Origin of the sequence: Blautia sp. MSK20_18, from assembly GCF_020553125.1 — a bacterium.
GTDB lineage: Bacteria > Bacillota > Clostridia > Lachnospirales > Lachnospiraceae > Blautia_A > Blautia_A fusiformis.
In genome coordinates this window covers 101,360-120,718 of sequence record NZ_JAJCGR010000007.1, presented here as the reverse complement: position 1 = coordinate 120,718, position 19,359 = coordinate 101,360, and the positions used below count along the sequence as shown (strand labels likewise).

Here is a 19,359-nt window from a genome sequence, read left to right as displayed (position 1 = left end):
ATGTTTGAAAGGAGGAGTTCCTGTGAATTCCAAAAAAAGTGGCATGTCTCTGGTAGCGAAACAAAGAGCGGCCGGCTGGATCTTTCTGGCACCGGCAACCATTATGATCGCTGTCATGAGTTTTTATCCGATGATCCGCGCATTTATCATTTCTTTACAGACAGGTGCCGGAGCAAACATGAGGTTTGCGGATCCGATCTTCAGTAACTATAAACGTATTATGATGGATAAGGTATTCCAGCAGTCCATTGTCAATACATTTCTGTATCTTATTATCCAGGTGCCGATCATGCTGATCCTTGCGATCCTGCTCGCACAGCTTCTGAATAACAAGGATCTGAAATTTAAAGGCTTTTTCCGTACATGTGTATTTCTTCCATGTGCAACATCTCTTGTATCTTATTCTCTGATCTTCCGTTCTATGTTTGCAACAGACGGTCTGATCAACAGCATCCTGATCAAACTTGGAATTTTAACAACTGGCTATAACTTCCTGGGTAACTCCACAAGTGCAAAGATCGTGATCATCATCGCACTGATCTGGAGATGGACAGGATATAACATGGTGTTCTATCTGGCAGGTCTTCAGAATATTGAATATTCTGTATACGAGGCAGCAAAGATCGATGGTGCCAATGGCTGGAAGACCTTCTGGAAAATTACCGTACCACTTCTGAAACCGACAATTATCATGACATTTATTATGTCGATCAATGGTACACTGCAGTTGTTTGATGAGTCTGTCAACCTGACAAAAGGTGGCCCGGCGAACTCAACCATCACAATGTCCCATTATGTTTATAATACATGCTTCATCAACGTGCCAAACTTCGGATATGCAGCAGCAATGTCGTTTATCATATTTATCATGGTAGCTATCCTGGCCTTTATCAACTTGAAAGTAGGTGATACACGTGACTGAGAAAAAGAACAAATCCGCGATCCAGAGAAGATTGATCCCTACATATATTTTCCTGATCATCGTATCATTTATCTCTGTATTTCCGTTGTACTGGATGATCTCCGCAGCAACCAATACATCCACAGATGTATCCAGAGGCCGGATTCTTCCGGGTACATATTTCATGCAGAACTTTAAGAACCTGACAGCACAGCAGCCGCTGTGGAGAGCACTTGGAAACTCTCTGTTTTATGCGGTTCTGACTACTGTTATCTGTCTTCTGATCTGCTCTATCGCAGGTTATGGATTTGAGGTATATCATGACAGATGGAAAGACAGACTGTTCTCCATCCTGCTTCTTGCAATGATGGTTCCTCAGGTTGCCACAATGGTTCCGTTATTTAAGATGTTCTCCAAAGCAGGCCTCTTAAATACAGCGGTAGGTTTTATCCTTCCGATCATCTCCACGCCATTTATGATCATGATGTTCCGTCAGAATGCAAGAGCATTCCCGATCGATATCATTGAAGCAGCTCGTATTGACGGATTAAGTGAGGTAAGGATCTTTTTCCAGATGTTTATCCCGACTATGAAATCTACTTATGCGGCGGCAGCAGTTATCACATTTATGAATGCATGGAATTCCTATCTGTGGCCGAAGGTAATCATGACAGATAATAAGGCGATGACCATGCCGATGTTGATCGCCAATCTGATCACAGGATATGTAACGGATTACGGCATGCTGATGTGCGGCGTATTATTCTGTTCCATTCCGACTATGATCGTATTCTTCGTATTACAGAAACAGTTCGCAGAGGGTATTACTGGAGCTGTAAAATAATTTTAAAACAAAAAGGATGCTGCTGAAATCTTTAGGTATATTGTATAATATGCTTTAACTGGATCACGCAGCATTCTTTTTATACCAGATCAACTGTGGATCAGTTGCCTGGTATAAAGCTTCGTAGCGGAGCGGATGACTTTGTCCGCTTGATGCGAATAAATCATAAGGAGATAAAAAAATGGCAGAGCAGATCAGATACGGCCATTATCTGCACGGCGGCGATTACAACCCTGAGCAGTGGCTGGACAGACCGGATATTCTGAAAAAAGATATCGAATATTTCAAAAAAGCCCATATCAATACCGTTTCCATGGGAATGTTTTCCTGGGCAGTGCTGGAGCCGGAAGAGGGAAGATATAACTTTGACTGGCTGGAAGAAGTGATCGATAATCTGTATAAAGAAGGAATTTATACGATACTTTCCACACCATCCGGAGCAAGACCGAAATGGATGGCAGATAAATATGAAGAAGTTCTTCGCATGGATCCGGATCGCACAAGAAGATTTTTCGGTGGAAGACATAATCACTGTTATACTTCTCCAGTATACAGGGAAAAAGTCTACAATATTAATAAGAAGCTTTCTGAACGTTTCGGAAAACATCCCGCAGTGCTTTTGTGGCATATTTCCAATGAATATGGTGGAGAATGCCACTGTCCTCTGTGCCGGGAAAAATTCCGGGAATGGCTGAAAGAAAAATACGGGACCATCGAAAATTTAAATTCCAGCTGGTGCACAACATTTTGGAGCCATACCTATAACAGCTTTGATCAGATCGAAAGTCCTTCGCCAAAGGGGGAAAATGCTCTTCATGCACTTACCTTGGACTGGAAACGTTTTGTTACAGACAGGACTGTGGATTTTATGAAGCATGAGATTTCTGCGATCCGTGCAGGTGGTTCCGAGCTTCCGGCAACTGCCAATCTGATGTATGACTACAACGGACTGGACTATAAAAAATTTAAGGATGTTATGGATATTGCATCCTGGGATAATTATCCAAGCTGGCATAAAAAAGACAATTATACCACAGCGTTGGACGGAGCCATGCAGCATGATCTTATGCGAAGCATCAAGAAAGCACCGTTTCTTCTGATGGAATCCTGTCCCTCTGCGACCAACTGGAAGCCTATCAACAAGCTGAAAAAACCAGGAATACATCTGGCTGCCTCTCTGCAGGCAGTTGCTCATGGTTCAGACAGTGTTCTGTATTTCCAGCTTCGTCAGAGCCAGGGAGCCTCTGAGAAATTCCATGGTGCGGTGATCGATCACTACGGTGGGGATGATACTCGTATTTTCCGCGAAGTGACAGAGGTAGGAGAAGCGTTGGAGCAGATCCGGGAAACTGCTGGAAGCGTGACGAAGTCTCCGGTGGCTGTTCTCTATGACCGGGAAAATGACTGGGCGCTGAAGGATGCGCAGGGACCTCGAAACGAGGATATGCATTATCAGGAAAATGTACTGAAACAGTATCGTGCTCTCCGAAGAAAAGGCTATAATACAGATATCATCAATATGGAACATGATCTGTCCCGGTACCGTTTGGTAACGGCACCGATGGCCTACATGTTTTATCATGGATATGCCGAAAAGCTTCGCGTTTTTGCAAAAAACGGTGGTACTCTGGTAATTTCCTACTGGTCCGGACTTGTAGATGAAACAGATAAATGCTATCTGGAGGGAACCCCTCACGGACTGATGGAAGCAGCCGGTATCCGTGCGGAAGAGATCGATGCACTTTATGACTGGGAAGAAAACGTAGGTATCCCGGAAACAGGAAATCATCTTAGAATTACAGAAAGCTATACCTGCAAAAATCTCTGTGAACTTGCAGAGGTTTCCGGTGCGGAAGTGCTGTTGCGTTATGGAAAAGATTTCTATCAGGGGTATCCGGTGCTGACTCACAAGAAATATGGAAAAGGCCATGTTTACTATGTAGCGGCAGATATGGAAGCAGCCTTTTATGAGGATTTTCTGGGAAGGGCAGCAGAGGAAGCAGGCGTGAAGATGCCGCTTACATTTATACCGGAAGGTATTTCTGTGACAACCAGAGAAAATGAGGATACGGAATATCTGTTTATCCAGAACTTCGGAGAAAAGACAGAAACAGTTTCTGTCTCGGGGGATTACGAAGTTCTCTACGGATCAACAGATGAAAATATTGCTCCGCTTGCCACCAGGATTTTAAAGCGGAAAAAATAATCACAGTAAAAAACACAGCAAAAAGTATAAAGCATATTTGTTTTCGGACGGTATGCTTTTTACTGCTGTCTGGGAAAGAGAAGGTAAAATGGCAGGTACACCAAAAGAAGAGATAAAAAGAATAGCGGATCAGTTTGCATTTACCGGAGAACTGGTTTCCTGCGGCCCCTGCGGAAGCGGGCATATTAACGAAACCTATATGCTTAGATATCGGATCGGAGAGATGGGGTCCATTAAGGTGATCCTTCAGAAGATCAATCGGGAGATCTTTCAGAAACCGGAAGAACTGATGGAGAATATTGCCGGAGTCACCGGGCATCTGAAAAAGAAAGTTCTTCAGAAGGGAGGAGATCCGGAACGGGAGGTTCTGAACCTGATTCCGACAAAGGACGGGAAGGCATTCCTGACAGATGAAAACGGAGAATGCTGGAGAGCTTATATTTTTATTACCGATGCAGTAAGCTATGATCTGGCGGAAAAACCGGAGGATTTTTATGAAAGTGCAGTTGCATTTGGAAAATTCCAGGAAATGCTGGCAGATTACCCGGCAGAGACTCTGCATGAAACGATAAAGGATTTCCATGATACAAAGAAACGTTTTCAGACTTTGAAAAATGCCATAGAGAAGGACAGCCGCCATCGTGCCGCATCCGTAAAAGAAGAGATCGCATTTGCGTTTCAGCATGAGTATCTGGCAAATGTATTCGGTGAGCTTCTGGCAAAAGGTGAGGTGCCCCTTCGGGTAACACACAACGATACGAAGCTGAATAACGTTATGATCGACCTGGAAACAGGAAGGGGAATCTGTGTAGTGGACCTGGACACGGTTATGCCGGGACTTGCCATGAATGATTTTGGAGATTCCATTCGTTTCGGGGCCAGCACTGCATTGGAGGATGAGAAAGATTTAAGCAAAGTTTCCTGTGATATGGAGCTCTATGAAATCTATGTAAAAGGCTTTCTGGAAAGCTGTGGAGATAAGCTCAGTGCAAAAGAGATCGAGATGCTTCCCATGGGAGCTAAGGTGATGACTTATGAATGCGGCATTCGCTTTCTTACCGATTATCTGGAAGGAGATCATTATTTTAAGATCGACCGGGAAGAACATAATCTGGACCGCTGCCGCACACAGTTTAAGCTGGTGGCAGATATGGAACAGAAATGGGATACTATGCAGACGATCGTGAAAAAATATCAGAAATAAAAAACAGGGGTTTTTACAATGGAGGTAAAGCGATGAGCGAAACAAAAGGAAGAGTGACTATTCCGACAGATCTGGATGTGATTCCGGAGACACTGAAAATGCTGGACGAGTGGGGTGCAGATGCCATCCGTGACTGTGACGGAACGGAATTTCCGGCAGAGTTGAAGAAAACCGGTGCAAAGATTTATGCAACTTATTATACCACCAGAAAGGATAATGCCTGGGCAAAGGCCCATCCGGAAGAAATCCAGCAGATGTATATCATGACATCCTTTCACACGGCAGTGTCGGATACTCTGGAAATCCATCTGATGGATCATCTGTATCCGGATATGCTGGCGGTGAATACAAGAGATGATATCAGAAGATGGTGGGAAGTCATTGACCGGACTACAGGGGAAGCTGTCAGTACAGAGGAATGGTCATACGATGAAAAAAACGGAAATGTTGTGATCAGGCCGGCGAAAGAGTTTCATGAGTATACGGTAAGTTTTCTTGCATATATCATGTGGGATCCGGTACATATGTACAATGCAGTTGTCAATGACTGGAAGGATGTAGAGCCTCAGATCACTTTTGATGTGCGTCAGCCCGCAACACGTGCACATTCCATGGATCGCCTCCGCAGATTTCTGGATTCCCATGATTATGTGAATGTAGTACGATTTACTACCTTTTTTCACCAGTTCACACTGATCTTTGATGAGATGGCACGGGAAAAATATGTAGACTGGTTCGGGTATTCCGCTTCGGTGAGCCCCTATATCCTGAAACAGTTTGAGCAGGAAGTGGGATATAAGTTCCGCCCGGAGTTTATCATTGATCAGGGATATATGAACAACACTTATCGGATCCCGTCGAAAGAATTTAAAGATTTCCAGGCTTTCCAGAGACGGGAAGTGGCGAAGCTTGCAAAGGAAATGGTAGACATTGTCCATGAATACGGAAAAGAGGCCATGATGTTCATGGGCGATCACTGGATCGGTATGGAGCCCTTTATGGATGAGTTTGCTTCCATCGGGCTGGATGCGGTAGTGGGAAGCGTCGGAAACGGAGCGACCTTACGTTTGTTCAGTGATATTAAACATGTAAAATATACAGAGGGAAGATTTCTGCCGTACTTTTTCCCGGACACCTTCCATGAGGGCGGGGATCCTGTAAAAGAGGCAAAAGTAAACTGGGTGACTGCAAGAAGAGCTATCCTTCGAAGCCCGATCCAGAGAATTGGATACGGCGGTTATCTGAAGCTGGCTCTGGAATTTCCGGATTTTGTACAGTATATCAAGGAAGTCTGCCAGGAATTCCGTGTGCTCTACGACAATATCCAGGGAACCACACCGTACTGCGTAAAACGTGTGGCAGTTTTAAATTGCTGGGGAAAAATGCGCTCCTGGGGCAACCATATGGTACATCATGCCATCTATTACAAGCAGAATTATTCCTATTTCGGAATTATCGAGGCATTAAGTGGTGCGCCTTTTGATGTTTCCTTTATCAGCTTTGACGATATCCGTGAGGATAAAGAGCTGCTGAATGATTTTGATGTGATCATCAATGTAGGTGATGCGGACACTGCACAGTCCGGTGGTGAGAACTGGGCAGATCCGGAAATCCTTACAGCAGTGCGGAAATTTGTCTATAATGGCGGCGGATTTATTGGCGTCGGTGAACCGGCAGCTCATCAGTGGCAGGGAAAATTCTTCCAGCTGGATGACATCCTTGGTGTAGAGGAAGAAAGAGGATTTAATCTTAATACCGATAAATACAACTGGGAAGAGCATAAAGATCATTTTATCCTGAAGGATACAGACGGAACCGTAGATTTCGGTGAGGGGAAAAAGAATATCTTCGCACTTCCGGATACGAAGATCCTTATCCAGAAAGATCAGGAAGTCCAGATGGCAGTAAAAACCTTCGGAAAAGGCAGAGGTGTTTACATCAGCGGACTTCCGTACAGCTTCTGCAACAGCCGTATCCTTTATCGTGCTGTGCTCTGGTCAGCAGCGGCAGAAAATGAGCTTTTCTGCTGGTTTTCTTCCAATTATAATGTGGAAGTACATGCTTATGTGAAAAATAAAAAGTATTGTGTGGTAAACAACACCTATGAGCCACAGGACACTACGGTTTACACAGGGGATGGAAAGAGCTTTGACCTTCATCTGGAAGCTAATGAGATCCGCTGGTATCAGATCTGAGAAAGCAGGATACAGGTTTACTGATAAAGAAAAGCTGTGAAATTGTCTGAGGGCGTTGACAGAGAAAAAAACTTATAATATAATAAATCCATTCTAAAAGTAGGAAAACAAAGCTGTTGTAATAGAGAAAATCTATTATAACAGCTTTTTGTTATTGTTGACAAACAATTTTACTTACAAAGAGGAGGACTTTATGAACAAAAAGATCAAAACCCTGTTTTCGTATCTGATGATCATTGTGGGAGCGATCCTGGCCAGTTTTTCTGTTGCCTGTATTTTGCTTCCCAATGATGCCATCGATTACGGAACTGCCGGAATCGCCATTATCATAAGCAAGCTGACAGGGTATAACCTGTCGTTATGTGTGCTGCTTGTGTTTCTGCCGTTTCTCATAGCTGGGGTCATTCTTATCGGTAAGTATTTCTTTGCAAAAACGTTCGTGGGCTTTGTTGTCTACACAATAGGTCTTTCCTACTTTGAAAAAATCCCTTTTGAGCTGAATACAGAGCATTTTATTGCAGTAGCCTTTGGAGGTACGATCCTTGGTGTGGGACTGTCTCTGATCCTTCGAAACGGTGGCTGTATTGACGGTTCTGAGATCTTTGCCAATATCATTGTAAAAAAGATCTACAATCATTCCGGAAAGGACTACAGTATTTCCTACATATTGATCGCATTTAATGCGTGTGTATATGGAGCTGTGTTTGTACTTCTTGACAGAGATTCCGCACTTTTAAGTCTTCTGGTATACATTGTGGCGACTTCCATCATTGATCATTTCACAGATCATTTTGAGGCACTGAAACAGGTGACCATCATCACAAAGGATCCTGATGCGATCATCTGTGATATTAAGGAGGAACTGAATAAAACCTGTACCATCATCAACTCTTCCGGCGTGATCGCAGGAGAGAACAAGACCCTGATCTGCTATGTAAATTATTTTGAACTGCAGAAAGTAAAAGAGATCATTTCAAGGAATAAAGGATCTTTCAGTACCGTTTCCACCATTGACGCGATCCTGCGGTAAGGCATGTCTGTAAATGAGAATGCAGATATTTCTTTTGCAGAAAAATAGTGCTTTTTCTCCGAAAAATAAAAGCAGAAAAAGCAGTATTGTGATAAAATAAAAGAAAAATATTTCAAAGATAAAATGATCAGAAGAAAAGAGGTAGATAGATTATGATAAAAGCAGAAAAAAAGACACTGAAGCTTTCGGTAGAGAAGCCTCAGTATATTACAGTAAATGATATTACTTACGCACAGGTGGATTCCTGGTTCGGACATTGCAGGCGGGATCTGAAACTGGATATAATCTACCCGGAAACAAAAGATGGAAAAATCTATCCCTGCATCCTCTGGATCTGTGGAGGCGCATGGCTGATGATGGATAAATCCGCACATAATCTTTATCTGAGCAGACTGGCATCCAGTGGCTTTGTAGTGGCAAGTGTGGAGTATCGTACTTCCAATCAGGGCCCGTATCCCATGCCGCTGCAGGATGTAAAGGCAGCTATCCGTTACCTGAAAGCCCATGCAGACCGGTTCCGCATCAACAAAGAGCAGATAGGAGTTATGGGAGAGTCTGCCGGAGGATATCTTACCTGTATGGCTGCGCTGGACAATGATCCGGCTCTGGATGTGGGAGAGTATCTGGAAGAATCCAGTAAGGTACAGGCTGCCTGCCCATGGTATCCGCCTACGGATCTTTCCGCATTTCCATGTGAATCTGCAGAAAAATGTGCTTCTTCCGCAGAATCCCTTCTGCTTGGATTTAATTCCATGTTAAATAAAGAAAAGGCATACCAGAGCAGTCCGGTTTCCAAGGTTACGAAGGATGCACCGCCATTTCTGATCATTCATGGCAACTGCGATCAGGTCGTTCCTTATGTTCAGTCGGAAACTTTATACGGACTTCTGGAGAAAAAAGACTGTGATGTCACTTTGCTGACACTGGATGGTGCAGACCATGCAGATATCCAGTTTTTCCAGGATGAGGTGTGGAACCGGATCGCAGAGTTTTTCCATGAAAAACTGAAATAAATAAAAGACAGGAACACAGATCATCCAGCAGTTGTTGTAAATATGTGATCCTGAAAAGACCAAAATAGAAAAGAGAAACACAAATGATAACATTAAACGATTATCTGTATTCCGGAGATACTCTTCTCCGGATACTGAAGAAATACATTCGGGATCTTAGGACAGAGGCGAAGGAAAAACATAATGAGATCGATCTGGTACACTGTAATTTTTTGATCCAGATCCAGGAGCTTCTGGAGCATAATGATTTCCTCACTGCCCAGTCTCAGAAGATCCGGGAATTTTATAAATATATGGCAGGGGAATATCCGTTTCTGGCATTTACCTTCAAGGGAAGGATCAAATCCCTGATCCGTGCGGAGGAAAAATTTAACGGATATGTAGTGGAGTTTATTTATGACTATTATAAAGAATATGGGGAATATCCTTCCGTATCCCAGATCAAGGAACGGTTAAGCTGTTTCCGCGATTTTATTGCCTACAGGATCGTTATCGCCATGCCCAGATGTCATTTGAAAAATGGTGAGAATGTCAGAGAAGAAGAGCTTCGTTATCTTTATGAGATCGCCAATATACTTCCGGGATTTTTGGAAGAAAGAGGATTTACCGCAGAGCCGGCTAGAGGAGTGCAGGAAAGTACATCGCCACTGCTCAGCAGGGAAGCAAAGCCTTACTATAGGGATTACATCTGTAATAACAGTGAGGATGATTATCAGTCCCTGCATATCACGTTTTATGATAACAGTTCCCGAAGCTATATGGAAGTACAGCTGCGGACCAAAGACATGGATGATGTTGCGGAGATTGGTTCCGCCAACCATTTAAGCTATGAGAAAAAACAGGAAAGTGAACGCAGGAGAAGGGACGCGGTTCCCCAGGGGGAATGTATCTATTTTGATGAGGCTTATGAGCGGGGTATGCGACTTCTTGGACTGGATCTTGCTGCGCTGGACGTTAATATGTTTGGTGCGGTAAACAACAGCCTGATCAATGATGGCTGCGGACTGTTCCGCGGAAGGATGATCCTTCCTTATGAGCATCTTTCCCGTTTTCAGAATGATATCGTTGACTGAGGGAGGATGACATGAAAGACTTGACAAAAGGGAAGCCTTCCACATTGATCCTGTCCTTTGCGCTTCCTGTATTTCTGGGAAATCTCTTGCAGCTGACGTACAGCCTGGCAGATACCCGGATCGTGGGAAGCTTTCTTAAAGAAGATGCGCTGGCGGCAGTAGGGGCCACCAGTCCTTTAAGCGGGCTGATCATCGGTTTTCTGATGGGCCTTGCAAATGGATTTGCCATTGTCACCGCACAGAAATTCGGTGCCGGAAACCGGGAAGAAGTACGAAAATCCTTTGCGCTGTCTCTTGTAATGGGCAGCGTGATTTCTCTGATCCTGACTGTTTTGGGACTTTTGTTTCTGCATCCGATCCTGAGGTTCCTGAATGTTCCGGATCATTTGACGGGAACTGCCAGGCAGTATATCTTTATTATTATCGCAGGTATGCTGGCAACGTTTCTTTATGATACCTGCGCGGCATCTCTGCGCGCACTTGGGGATACGGTGACGCCTCTTGTGATCCTGACGGTGTCTGTAACTTTAAATATCGCAGGAGATCTGTTTTTTATTCTGGTAGTAAAAGCAGGAGTTCAGGGAGCGGCCGTTGCCACGGTACTTTCACAGACGCTGGCATTTCTGATATGCTGGTTTTACATGATCCGCAGGTATGAGATTCTACGGCTGAAAAAAAAGGATTTTTTCGGTCTCGAAAGAAATATGATGAAAAATATGCTGAGTGCCGGACTTTCTATGGGACTTGTAAGCTCTCTTGTAAATCTTGGTACACTGGCACTTCAGACCTCCATCAATCGGCTGGGAAGAGATATCATTGTGGCACATACAGCAGCCCGTAAGATCACAGAGATGTTTATGATCATGTTTGGCGTGTTCGGCCAGACCATGGCGATCTTCTGCGGCCAGAACGCAGGAGCAGGGAGGATGGACCGGGTACGCCATGGAATCGGTCTTGCAGTTCTGTATACCTGTATCTGGTCCGTGATGACTGTGATCTTCAGTTTTACCATTGGAAAACAGCTGATCTATCTGGTCACAGGAAGCCATAATGAAACGGTGATCCGCAATGCCGCCAATTATCTTAAATTTGATACGATCTTTTATTTCGTAACGGCTGTGATCAGTGTCCTCAGAAATGCTATGCAGGGCCTTGGAGAAACGGTGATCCCTCTGGTTTCCAGTGCGCTGGAGATGATCGGAAAAGTAGTGATCGCGGTGACTCTGGTGCCACTTCTCGGATATACCGGCGTGATCGTAGCAGAACCGATAGTCTGGGTCATTATGGTGATCCCGCTGATCGTGAAGATACTTAAGATGCCTGAATTAAAGAAAACAGTCTGAGGATTCGAAGATCCGATGAGAAAGATTCGCGTGAAAAATAAAAAGCACATTGTATGGAATGAGCCGCCACCGGAAAGTATGACTTTTGGGGTGGTTCAACCATAGCAATGTGCTTTCTTTAATTTTACATAGTTTCTGTCGCTTCTTTTACGTTTTCCTTTTCAGGAAAGATATGTCTGAAAATAAAACGTACGATCGGACCTGCATAGATTAGCTGCCAGAAGAATGCCATCGGGAAGTTGAATGCGGTTGTCTGAAGCCATACAGCTACAAACTGATTTCCTGCATCCTTAAAGAGAATGGTTGCCGCGAGGCTCATTAACGGGCACATGAAAGCAACGGAAGGAACGGAGATCGCAAGGATCCTGCTGAACGGATGGCAGCTTTTGAAATCTACCATGCGCATTGCACAACCAAAAGCAAGCTTGGATACAAGGAAGAAGTCAAGGATAAATGCGATCGGTCCCATGATCACCAGTTCATGAAAAGCGTCAAGGAACACACGGTTTGTCATACTCCCTGTGTTCAGGGAAATGTTGTAGCAAATCATGGCGTAAACCATGAAAAATACCATGATAAGGGTAAAGATAACTTCCTGAAATTTGTTTTTTGGCATAAAAAATCCTCCTTTAAAATGATTAAGTGATAATGTAAAACCTCAGAGCATGTGTTGTTCGTTAATCATTCAGGAGAATGTGCGTTTCCAATATATGACAGGATTTTGTCATAAACCATATTCGGTTTTTTGACCAAATCAAACTGCGAAGCAGTTATTTGGCTGTAAGCAGGCAGCAGAGCGGTTTACGAATATCCGCTTGATACCGGCGGTTATGATATCATAAGTAGTAAAGCCTTGTCAATAAGTAAAATTCGCAACATCCTGCGGAATGTTCTGAAAAAACATGGAAATATCAGAAGAGTAATTGAGAAAAAAATGGCAATAACTCCTCTTGACCGTTAAAGTTAGATATAGTAAACTTGTAAACAGTTAGCGGATTCTAACTAATGCGTAAAATTTGTGGCGGGCCGTATCCCCTGACAAAATGCGGCCTGAACAGGAGTTACGGACAGGGCGAAAAGACCAGACAGGAGGATAAATATCAAATGGATTATTTAGAGATTGAGAAGGTCATTGGAAGAGAGATCATTGATTCAAGAGGAAATCCGACCGTAGAGGCAGAGGTTTATCTGGCAGATGGAACGGTCGGAAGAGGAGCAGCACCAAGCGGAGCGTCCACAGGAGAATTCGAAGCACTTGAGCTGAGAGATCAGGATAAAAGCCGTTTTGGAGGAAAAGGTGTTTCGAAGGCCATTGAAAATATCAATACAGTAATTAATGATGCGCTGGCAGGAATGGATGCATCTGATATTTATGCAGTGGATGCTGCCATGCTCAAAGCAGATGGAACAAAGGACAAATCAAAACTGGGCGCAAATGCCATTCTTGCGGTTTCTATTGCGTGCGCACGTGCGGCTGCGATTTCTCTTGACATCCCCCTTTACAGATTTCTTGGTGGGGTGAACGGAAACAGACTTCCGGTTCCGATGATGAATATCCTAAACGGTGGTGCACATGCTGCGAATACCGTTGATGTTCAGGAATTCATGATCATGCCGGCAGGAGCACCAAGCTTTAAAGAGGGACTTCGCTGGTGTACGGAGGTATTCCACGCTCTTGCTGCACTTCTGAAAGAAAAAGGCCTTGCAACAAGCGTTGGAGATGAAGGTGGTTTTGCACCAGACCTTGGAAGCGATGAGGAAGCCATTGAGTACATCCTTGAAGCAGTGAAAAAAGCAGGATATGAGCCTGGAAAGGATTTTGTACTTGCCATGGATGCTGCATCCAGTGAGTGGAAAGGAAACAAAAAGGGGGAGTATGTTCTTCCGAAATGCGGAAAGAAATTTACATCTGCGGAGCTTGTTGATCACTGGAAAAATCTGATCGAAAAATATCCGATCTACTCTATTGAGGATGGCCTTGATGAGGAAGACTGGGAAGGCTGGCAGATCATGACAAAAGAACTTGGAGGAAAAGTACAGCTTGTAGGTGATGACCTGTTTGTTACAAATACAGAGCGTCTTGAGAAAGGTATCAGCCTTGGCTGCGGAAATTCTATTCTGATCAAACTGAATCAGATCGGTTCTGTATCTGAGACTCTGGAAGCCATCAAAATGGCACATAAAGCTGGCTATACAGCGATTTCTTCCCATCGTTCCGGAGAGACAGAGGATACAACCATTGCAGATCTTGCAGTGGCACTGAATACCTGCCAGATCAAGACAGGAGCTCCTTCCAGAAGCGAACGTGTGGCAAAATATAATCAGCTTCTCCGTATTGAGGAAGAGCTTGGTGATGCAGCAGTATATCCGGGATTCCGGGCATTCAATATCAAGAGATAAGATCATAACTAACACATTTCTCAAAAAGGTACGCTTTGGCGTGCCTTTTTTTGGCGAAAATAAGGTTGCCAGATTTCTCAAAATAGTATATTATGATTTACAGCCGTGTGAAAAAATAAAATTGAATATTGGAGATGCTATGAAAGAATACGTAAATACTTTTATGCGTTACAGGTTTCTTCTGGGAGAGCTTGTAAAAAAAGGAATCAAACTGAAGTACAGACGTTCCTATCTTGGTATCATCTGGTCTCTTCTTGAGCCGTTGCTTACCATGATCGTACTGACGATCGTATTCGGTACCCTGTTTGGAAACAAGGATCGGACATTTCCTGTATATATCCTGACAGGACGTCTTTTGTACACATTCTATTCCAGTGCCACAAAAGCGGCATTGAAATCAGTAAGAGCGAATTCGGCAATGATCAAGAAAGTTTATGTGCCAAAATATCTCTATCCGCTGTCAAGTGTACTTTTTAACTATGTGATCTTCCTGATCTCACTGATCGTGCTGGTTCCGGTAGGAGCAGTACTTGGTGTGGAGCCGACACTTTATATGCTCCAGATCCCGATCGCGCTGATCCTGGTATTTCTGTTGTCTTATGGTTGTGGAATGATCCTTGCTACGATTGGCGTTTTTTTCAGAGATATGGAATATCTGTGGTCAGTAGCGCTGATGCTGATCATGTATACCTGTGCGATCTTTTATTATCCGTCCAGACTGCTGAAAAGTGGTTTTTCATGGATCCTGAAATATAATCCGCTGTACTGTACCATCGATGTTTTTCGTTCAGGAATGTTCGGGGAGCCGATGAACCTGCATTATGCGGCATACGCACTGGTATTCAGCCTTGTGACGATTGCCATCGGAATGTTCTGTTTCAAGAAGAAACAGGATGAGTTTATCCTTTATATTTAACAGGAGAAAAATATGGAAAAACCTGCAGTAGTTGTAGATAACGTAAGTATGAAGTTTAATCTCAGTAAAGAAAAGGTAGACAGCCTGAAGGATTACGTGATTAAATTCTTAAAAAAAGAAATTAAATATAATGAATTCTGGGCTCTTCAGAATGTTGATTTTGAGGTGAAAAAAGGTGACCGTGTAGGAATCCTGGGACTTAATGGAGCGGGAAAAAGTACTCTGCTCAAAGTAATTGCCGGTGTATTCAAGCCTACCGAAGGCAAGGTGGTCCGAAACGGACGTCTGGTCCCTCTTCTGGAACTGGGAGCCGGTTTTGATTCGCAGTATACAGGACGTGAGAATATTTTTCTGTATGGTGCGATGCTCGGATATTCCAAGAAGTTTCTGGAATCGAAATTTGATGAGATCGTTGAGTTTTCTGAACTGAAGGAATTTATCGATGTCCCTATTAAGAATTATTCTTCCGGTATGAAGGCAAGACTTGGATTTTCCATTGCCACACTGGTATCACCGGATATCCTGATCCTGGATGAAGTCCTTTCTGTAGGAGATGCCAAATTCCGGAAAAAGAGTGAAAAGAAAGTCTTAAGTATGTTTGATAAGGGCGTTACGGTACTGTTTGTATCCCATTCTCTGGAACAGGTACAGCGCTTGTGCAATAAAGCAATGATACTTGAAAAAGGAAAACTGATCGCATATGGAGATATTGATGAGATCTCGGCCAAATATACGGAGATGATCAGATAAAGAACAGAAGGCGGCCTAGGCAGTCGCATAAATAAAAAGAACCGGACAGTGAACGGTTTGAATAGCAGATAGCCAGACGATTTGCGGAAATGATGCAAATGTCTGGCTATTGTGTTATTATATTACGAAGAAAACAGGGAGGCAAAAAGATGACTTTACAGCAGATCCTTGAAAAGGTAAAAAAAGGCCAGCTCTCTGTGGAGCATGCAGAGGACCTTCTGAAAAAAGAGGGATATGAAGAAATGGATTATGCGAAGCTGGATACTACCCGAAAAGCGAGGACCGGTTTTGCGGAGGTAGTTTACTGTGCGAGAAAAGCAGACGAACATCTTTTGAATATCTATCAGAAGCTTTATGAGGAAGATGGAGAAGTCTTTGGAACAAGGGCGTCAGAACATCAGTATGAACTGGTAAAAAAGGTTCTTCCTGATGTGGTTTATGATCCTGTTTCCGGAATTTTGAAGATTGAAAAAGAGAAGGAGCATATCGGAAAGGTGGCAGTATGTACAGCCGGAACAGCAGATATTTCTGTTGCGGAGGAAGCTGCCCAGACAGCAGAGTATTTCGGCACACATGTGGAGAGGATCTATGATGTGGGAGTCAGTGGTATGCACAGACTCTTTTCCAGGCTGGATACCATCCAGGAGGCTAACTGTGTGGTTGCGGTAGCAGGAATGGAGGGTGCGCTGGCAAGTGTTATGGGTGGTCTTGTGAAACGTCCGGTGATCGCGGTACCTACTTCTGTGGGATATGGCGCCAGCTTTCATGGATTGTCAGCGCTTCTGACAATGATCAATTCCTGTGCCAACGGAATTGCAGTAGTAAATATTGACAACGGATTTGGGGCAGGATATCTGGCAACCCAGATCAATCGGCTTGCGGAGGGAAAATAAATGAGAAACAAATTATATCTGGAGTGTACCTCCGGGATCAGCGGGGATATGACAGTTGCGGCTCTTCTGGATCTGGGTGCAGATCAGAAAAAACTGGTGAGAATTCTTAAAAGTCTGCCGGTAAAAGGTTTCGACATAAAGATCAGCCGTGTGATGAAATCAGGGATCGATGCCTGTGATTTTGATGTACTACTGGATCATGAGAATCATGATCATGATATGAAATATCTGTATGGGCATGATGGAGATTCTCACAGCCAGGATCATGAGGAACATCATTATCAACATAGTCATGAAGCCCATGAGCATCCCCATTCTCATGAACATCATGTACAGGAAACCCATGGAAACAGTCATATATATACAGAAACGATGCATTCCCACCACGGACACCATCACCATGAACACCGTGGCCTTAACGAGATCATGGAGATTATCGACCATGCAGATATGACAGATCGTGCAAAATCCTATGGAAAAAGAATTTTTAAGATTCTTGCCGAGGCAGAAGCAAAAGCCCATAATGTACCGGTGGATCAGGTCCATTTCCATGAAGTGGGTGCAGTGGATTCCATTGTGGATATTCTTTCTGTTGCAATCTGTATGGATGATCTGGATGTGGAGGAAGTGATCGTTCCAAGACTTTGTGAGGGTAGCGGAACGATTCGCTGTCAGCACGGAATCCTTCCGGTGCCGGTACCGGCGGTAAGTAATATTGTAAGTGCTCATCAGCTGAAGCTGCATATCACATCGGTGCAGGGTGAACTGATAACGCCTACAGGAGCAGCCATTGTGGCGGCATTCCTTACATCAGAAAAACTGCCTGAAGATTTTACGGTGGAGAAGATCGGTATCGGAGCAGGCAAGCGCCAGTATGAGTGCCCGGGAATTCTCCGTGCCATGCTGATCCGGGAATCCGAGGAGGAGGCTTCAGGCAATGATACTTGTACGGAAACAGACACCATTATAAAGCTGGAATCCAACATTGATGACTGTACAGGAGAAACGCTTGGCTATGTTATGGAGCTTCTGTATGAGGCAGGAGCCAGAGAGGCCAATTACATGCCTGTATTTATGAAGAAAAACCGTCCGGCATGGCTGCTTACCGTTCTATGTAAAAAAGAACAGGTTTCAGCGATGGAGCAGATTATTTTCAGAGAAACGACAACCATTGGGATTCGTCGCCAGGAGATGGGGAGAACCATTTTGAAAAGAGAGAAAAGAACGGTTACAACCCCGCTGGGAAATGTAGAAGTGAAGGTCTGCACTTTTGACGGACAGGAATATTATTATCCGGAATACGAAAGCGTAAAAAAACTTTGTGAAAAAACAGGGATTTCTTATAAAGAAGTATATCATATGGCTGTGCGGGGATAAGATCGGGTTGGTTGCCTTGTATAATGCACTTACATATTGACACCTTTTCGAAAAAACTATATAAATGTATATAGAAAGATTATTGCCGGACGGAACAGTTGGCAACGACACAGTAAGGCAGAGGCAGGAGAAGGATTTATGGCGGTAACAATACAGCAGATTGCAGAACAGGCAGGGGTTTCCAGGGGAACCGTGGACAGAGCATTGAACCACAGAGGACGGATCAATCCGGAGGTGGCAGAGAGAATCTGCCGTCTGGCGGACGAGATGGGATATGTACAGAAAGAACGGAAACATTCCAGAACAGCTAAAGATGAAAGACTGAAGATCGGAGTGGTGACACAGCTTGCCAGATCTTCTTTTATGCAGGAAGTAAACCGTGGTATTGAGAAGGCAGCCGTGGAACTGAAAGAAAAAGGGATCCAGCTGATCCTGAAAGAGGGTCTTTCCGTTGATGAAGAGGAACAGCTGCAGGCCATTGAGGAACTGGAACAGGAAGGAATCCGGGGACTTGCGATCATGCCGGTAGACAGTGAGACTGTCCGGGAGAAACTGAATGCTTTGATCGAAGAGAAGAATATCCCAGTAGTAACCTTTAACTCTGATATTGTAGGAACGAGAAGAACCTGTTTTGTGGGAATGGATAACCGCAAGAGCGGACGTACCGCAGCCGGACTTCTTGGAATGCTGACAAGAGGAAATGGAAAGATCCTGATCATCACCGGATATTTCAGCAATCATGTTGACAATCAGCGAGTGGATGGCTTTGTGGAGGAAGCCAAGCGGGCTTTTCCACATCTGGAGATCGCCGGTGTTCACGGAAGCTTTGATGAAGCAGCTGAGGTGGAGCACATTATAGAAAATGCCATGATGAGTACTTCAGGGATCAGCGGGATCCTGGTGGTATCCGGAGGCCAGGCAGGAGTGGGTAAGGCATTTGAAAAGCTGAGACTTGACCGCAGGCCCTACGTTGTGATCTACGATCAGACTCCGAAGAATGAACGGGCACTGAAGAATGATCATGTGGATTTTCTGATCGACCAGAATGGATATGTCCAGGGGTATGAACCGCCAAGGATCCTGGCGGATATCCTGACAAAAGGACAGGAGCCGGAGAGAGAATATCTCTTTACAGATATCAAGATCAAAACAAAATATAACCTTTGAACATGTATTGGGCAAAGTATCATATAAAATAGTCTGCAGGATGAAAA

General features: G+C 44.0%; 16 protein-coding genes. 15 read left to right on the top strand and 1 reads right to left on the bottom strand.

Going from position 1 to position 19,359, the window contains the following annotated elements:
* Positions 1–22 precede the first annotated feature (22 nt).
* From LI091_RS06480 to LI091_RS06440, 9 genes are all read left to right on the top strand, one after another.
* Positions 23–922, top strand: coding sequence for a carbohydrate ABC transporter permease (locus LI091_RS06480; RefSeq protein WP_173739121.1), 900 nt, complete (start codon positions 23–25; stop codon positions 920–922).
* The gene (locus LI091_RS06475) at positions 915–1,745 is read left to right on the top strand and encodes a carbohydrate ABC transporter permease (protein ID WP_173723223.1); all 831 of its coding nucleotides are present in this window, start codon (positions 915–917) and stop codon (positions 1,743–1,745) included. Before LI091_RS06480 ends, LI091_RS06475 begins: the two co-directional genes overlap by 8 nt.
* 181 nt (positions 1,746–1,926) lie before the next feature.
* A complete protein-coding gene (locus tag LI091_RS06470; RefSeq protein ID WP_265190950.1) occupies positions 1,927–3,951 on the top strand; it encodes a beta-galactosidase in 2,025 nt (674 codons plus the stop codon).
* 88 nt (positions 3,952–4,039) lie between these two features.
* On the top strand, positions 4,040–5,155 hold the full coding sequence (locus LI091_RS06465) for a phosphotransferase enzyme family protein (RefSeq protein ID WP_015524392.1): 1,116 nt from the start codon (positions 4,040–4,042) through the stop codon (positions 5,153–5,155).
* Between the two features lie 32 nt (positions 5,156–5,187).
* The gene (gene gnpA, locus LI091_RS06460; RefSeq protein WP_022426326.1) at positions 5,188–7,350 is read left to right on the top strand and encodes a 1,3-beta-galactosyl-N-acetylhexosamine phosphorylase; all 2,163 of its coding nucleotides are present in this window, start codon (positions 5,188–5,190) and stop codon (positions 7,348–7,350) included.
* A gap of 193 nt (positions 7,351–7,543) precedes the next feature.
* The gene (locus tag LI091_RS06455) at positions 7,544–8,380 is read left to right on the top strand and encodes a YitT family protein (protein ID WP_022426325.1); all 837 of its coding nucleotides are present in this window, start codon (positions 7,544–7,546) and stop codon (positions 8,378–8,380) included.
* Positions 8,381–8,532: 152 nt separating this feature from the next.
* On the top strand, positions 8,533–9,393 hold the full coding sequence (locus tag LI091_RS06450) for an alpha/beta hydrolase (protein ID WP_015524395.1): 861 nt from the start codon (positions 8,533–8,535) through the stop codon (positions 9,391–9,393).
* Positions 9,394–9,476: 83 nt separating this feature from the next.
* Positions 9,477–10,466, top strand: a complete 990-nt coding sequence (locus LI091_RS06445) for a guanosine polyphosphate pyrophosphohydrolase/synthetase (protein ID WP_022426324.1) — start codon at positions 9,477–9,479, stop codon at positions 10,464–10,466.
* A gap of 11 nt (positions 10,467–10,477) precedes the next feature.
* Positions 10,478–11,809, top strand: a complete 1,332-nt coding sequence (locus tag LI091_RS06440; RefSeq protein ID WP_173739544.1) for an MATE family efflux transporter — start codon at positions 10,478–10,480, stop codon at positions 11,807–11,809.
* A gap of 124 nt (positions 11,810–11,933) precedes the next feature.
* Here the strand turns inward: LI091_RS06440 and LI091_RS06435 are convergent, their stop codons facing one another.
* A complete protein-coding gene (locus LI091_RS06435) occupies positions 11,934–12,425 on the bottom strand; it encodes a DUF2798 domain-containing protein (protein ID WP_110103019.1) in 492 nt (163 codons plus the stop codon).
* Between the two features lie 488 nt (positions 12,426–12,913).
* On the opposite strand from LI091_RS06435, the gene eno reads away from it, so the two are divergent.
* From eno to LI091_RS06405, 6 genes are all read left to right on the top strand, one after another.
* Positions 12,914–14,209, top strand: a complete 1,296-nt coding sequence (gene eno / locus LI091_RS06430; protein ID WP_044961624.1) for a phosphopyruvate hydratase — start codon at positions 12,914–12,916, stop codon at positions 14,207–14,209.
* A 139-nt stretch (positions 14,210–14,348) separates the two neighbouring features.
* Positions 14,349–15,125: an ABC transporter permease gene (locus LI091_RS06425; protein ID WP_044961662.1), complete on the top strand. Its 777-nt coding sequence runs from the start codon at positions 14,349–14,351 to the stop codon at positions 15,123–15,125.
* Between the two features lie 12 nt (positions 15,126–15,137).
* A complete protein-coding gene (locus LI091_RS06420) occupies positions 15,138–15,875 on the top strand; it encodes an ABC transporter ATP-binding protein (protein ID WP_021651749.1) in 738 nt (245 codons plus the stop codon).
* A 149-nt stretch (positions 15,876–16,024) separates the two neighbouring features.
* Complete coding sequence (larB, locus tag LI091_RS06415; RefSeq protein ID WP_022426321.1) at positions 16,025–16,768, top strand: nickel pincer cofactor biosynthesis protein LarB; 744 nt, start codon at positions 16,025–16,027, stop codon at positions 16,766–16,768.
* Positions 16,769–18,145, top strand: a complete 1,377-nt coding sequence (gene larC / locus LI091_RS06410; protein WP_129974426.1) for a nickel pincer cofactor biosynthesis protein LarC — start codon at positions 16,769–16,771, stop codon at positions 18,143–18,145.
* Between the two features lie 138 nt (positions 18,146–18,283).
* Positions 18,284–19,312: a LacI family DNA-binding transcriptional regulator gene (locus LI091_RS06405; protein ID WP_022426319.1), complete on the top strand. Its 1,029-nt coding sequence runs from the start codon at positions 18,284–18,286 to the stop codon at positions 19,310–19,312.
* Positions 19,313–19,359 lie beyond the last annotated feature (47 nt).

What these genes read in the sequence shown, in the direction of transcription:
- LI091_RS06470 (WP_265190950.1), top strand. Translation starts at nt 1,927, where the DNA reads ATGGCAGAGCAGATCAGATACGGCCATTATCTGCACGGCGGCGATTAC.
- LI091_RS06465 (WP_015524392.1), top strand. Translation starts at nt 4,040, where the DNA reads ATGGCAGGTACACCAAAAGAAGAGATAAAAAGAATAGCGGATCAGTTT.
- gnpA (WP_022426326.1), top strand. Translation starts at nt 5,188, where the DNA reads ATGAGCGAAACAAAAGGAAGAGTGACTATTCCGACAGATCTGGATGTG.
- LI091_RS06455 (WP_022426325.1), top strand. Translation starts at nt 7,544, where the DNA reads ATGAACAAAAAGATCAAAACCCTGTTTTCGTATCTGATGATCATTGTG.
- LI091_RS06450 (WP_015524395.1), top strand. Translation starts at nt 8,533, where the DNA reads ATGATAAAAGCAGAAAAAAAGACACTGAAGCTTTCGGTAGAGAAGCCT.
- LI091_RS06445 (WP_022426324.1), top strand. Translation starts at nt 9,477, where the DNA reads ATGATAACATTAAACGATTATCTGTATTCCGGAGATACTCTTCTCCGG.
- LI091_RS06440 (WP_173739544.1), top strand. Translation starts at nt 10,478, where the DNA reads ATGAAAGACTTGACAAAAGGGAAGCCTTCCACATTGATCCTGTCCTTT.
- LI091_RS06435 (WP_110103019.1), bottom strand. Translation starts at nt 12,425, where the DNA reads ATGCCAAAAAACAAATTTCAGGAAGTTATCTTTACCCTTATCATGGTA.
- eno (WP_044961624.1), top strand. Translation starts at nt 12,914, where the DNA reads ATGGATTATTTAGAGATTGAGAAGGTCATTGGAAGAGAGATCATTGAT.
- LI091_RS06425 (WP_044961662.1), top strand. Translation starts at nt 14,349, where the DNA reads ATGAAAGAATACGTAAATACTTTTATGCGTTACAGGTTTCTTCTGGGA.
- LI091_RS06420 (WP_021651749.1), top strand. Translation starts at nt 15,138, where the DNA reads ATGGAAAAACCTGCAGTAGTTGTAGATAACGTAAGTATGAAGTTTAAT.
- larB (WP_022426321.1), top strand. Translation starts at nt 16,025, where the DNA reads ATGACTTTACAGCAGATCCTTGAAAAGGTAAAAAAAGGCCAGCTCTCT.
- larC (WP_129974426.1), top strand. Translation starts at nt 16,769, where the DNA reads ATGAGAAACAAATTATATCTGGAGTGTACCTCCGGGATCAGCGGGGAT.
- LI091_RS06405 (WP_022426319.1), top strand. Translation starts at nt 18,284, where the DNA reads ATGGCGGTAACAATACAGCAGATTGCAGAACAGGCAGGGGTTTCCAGG.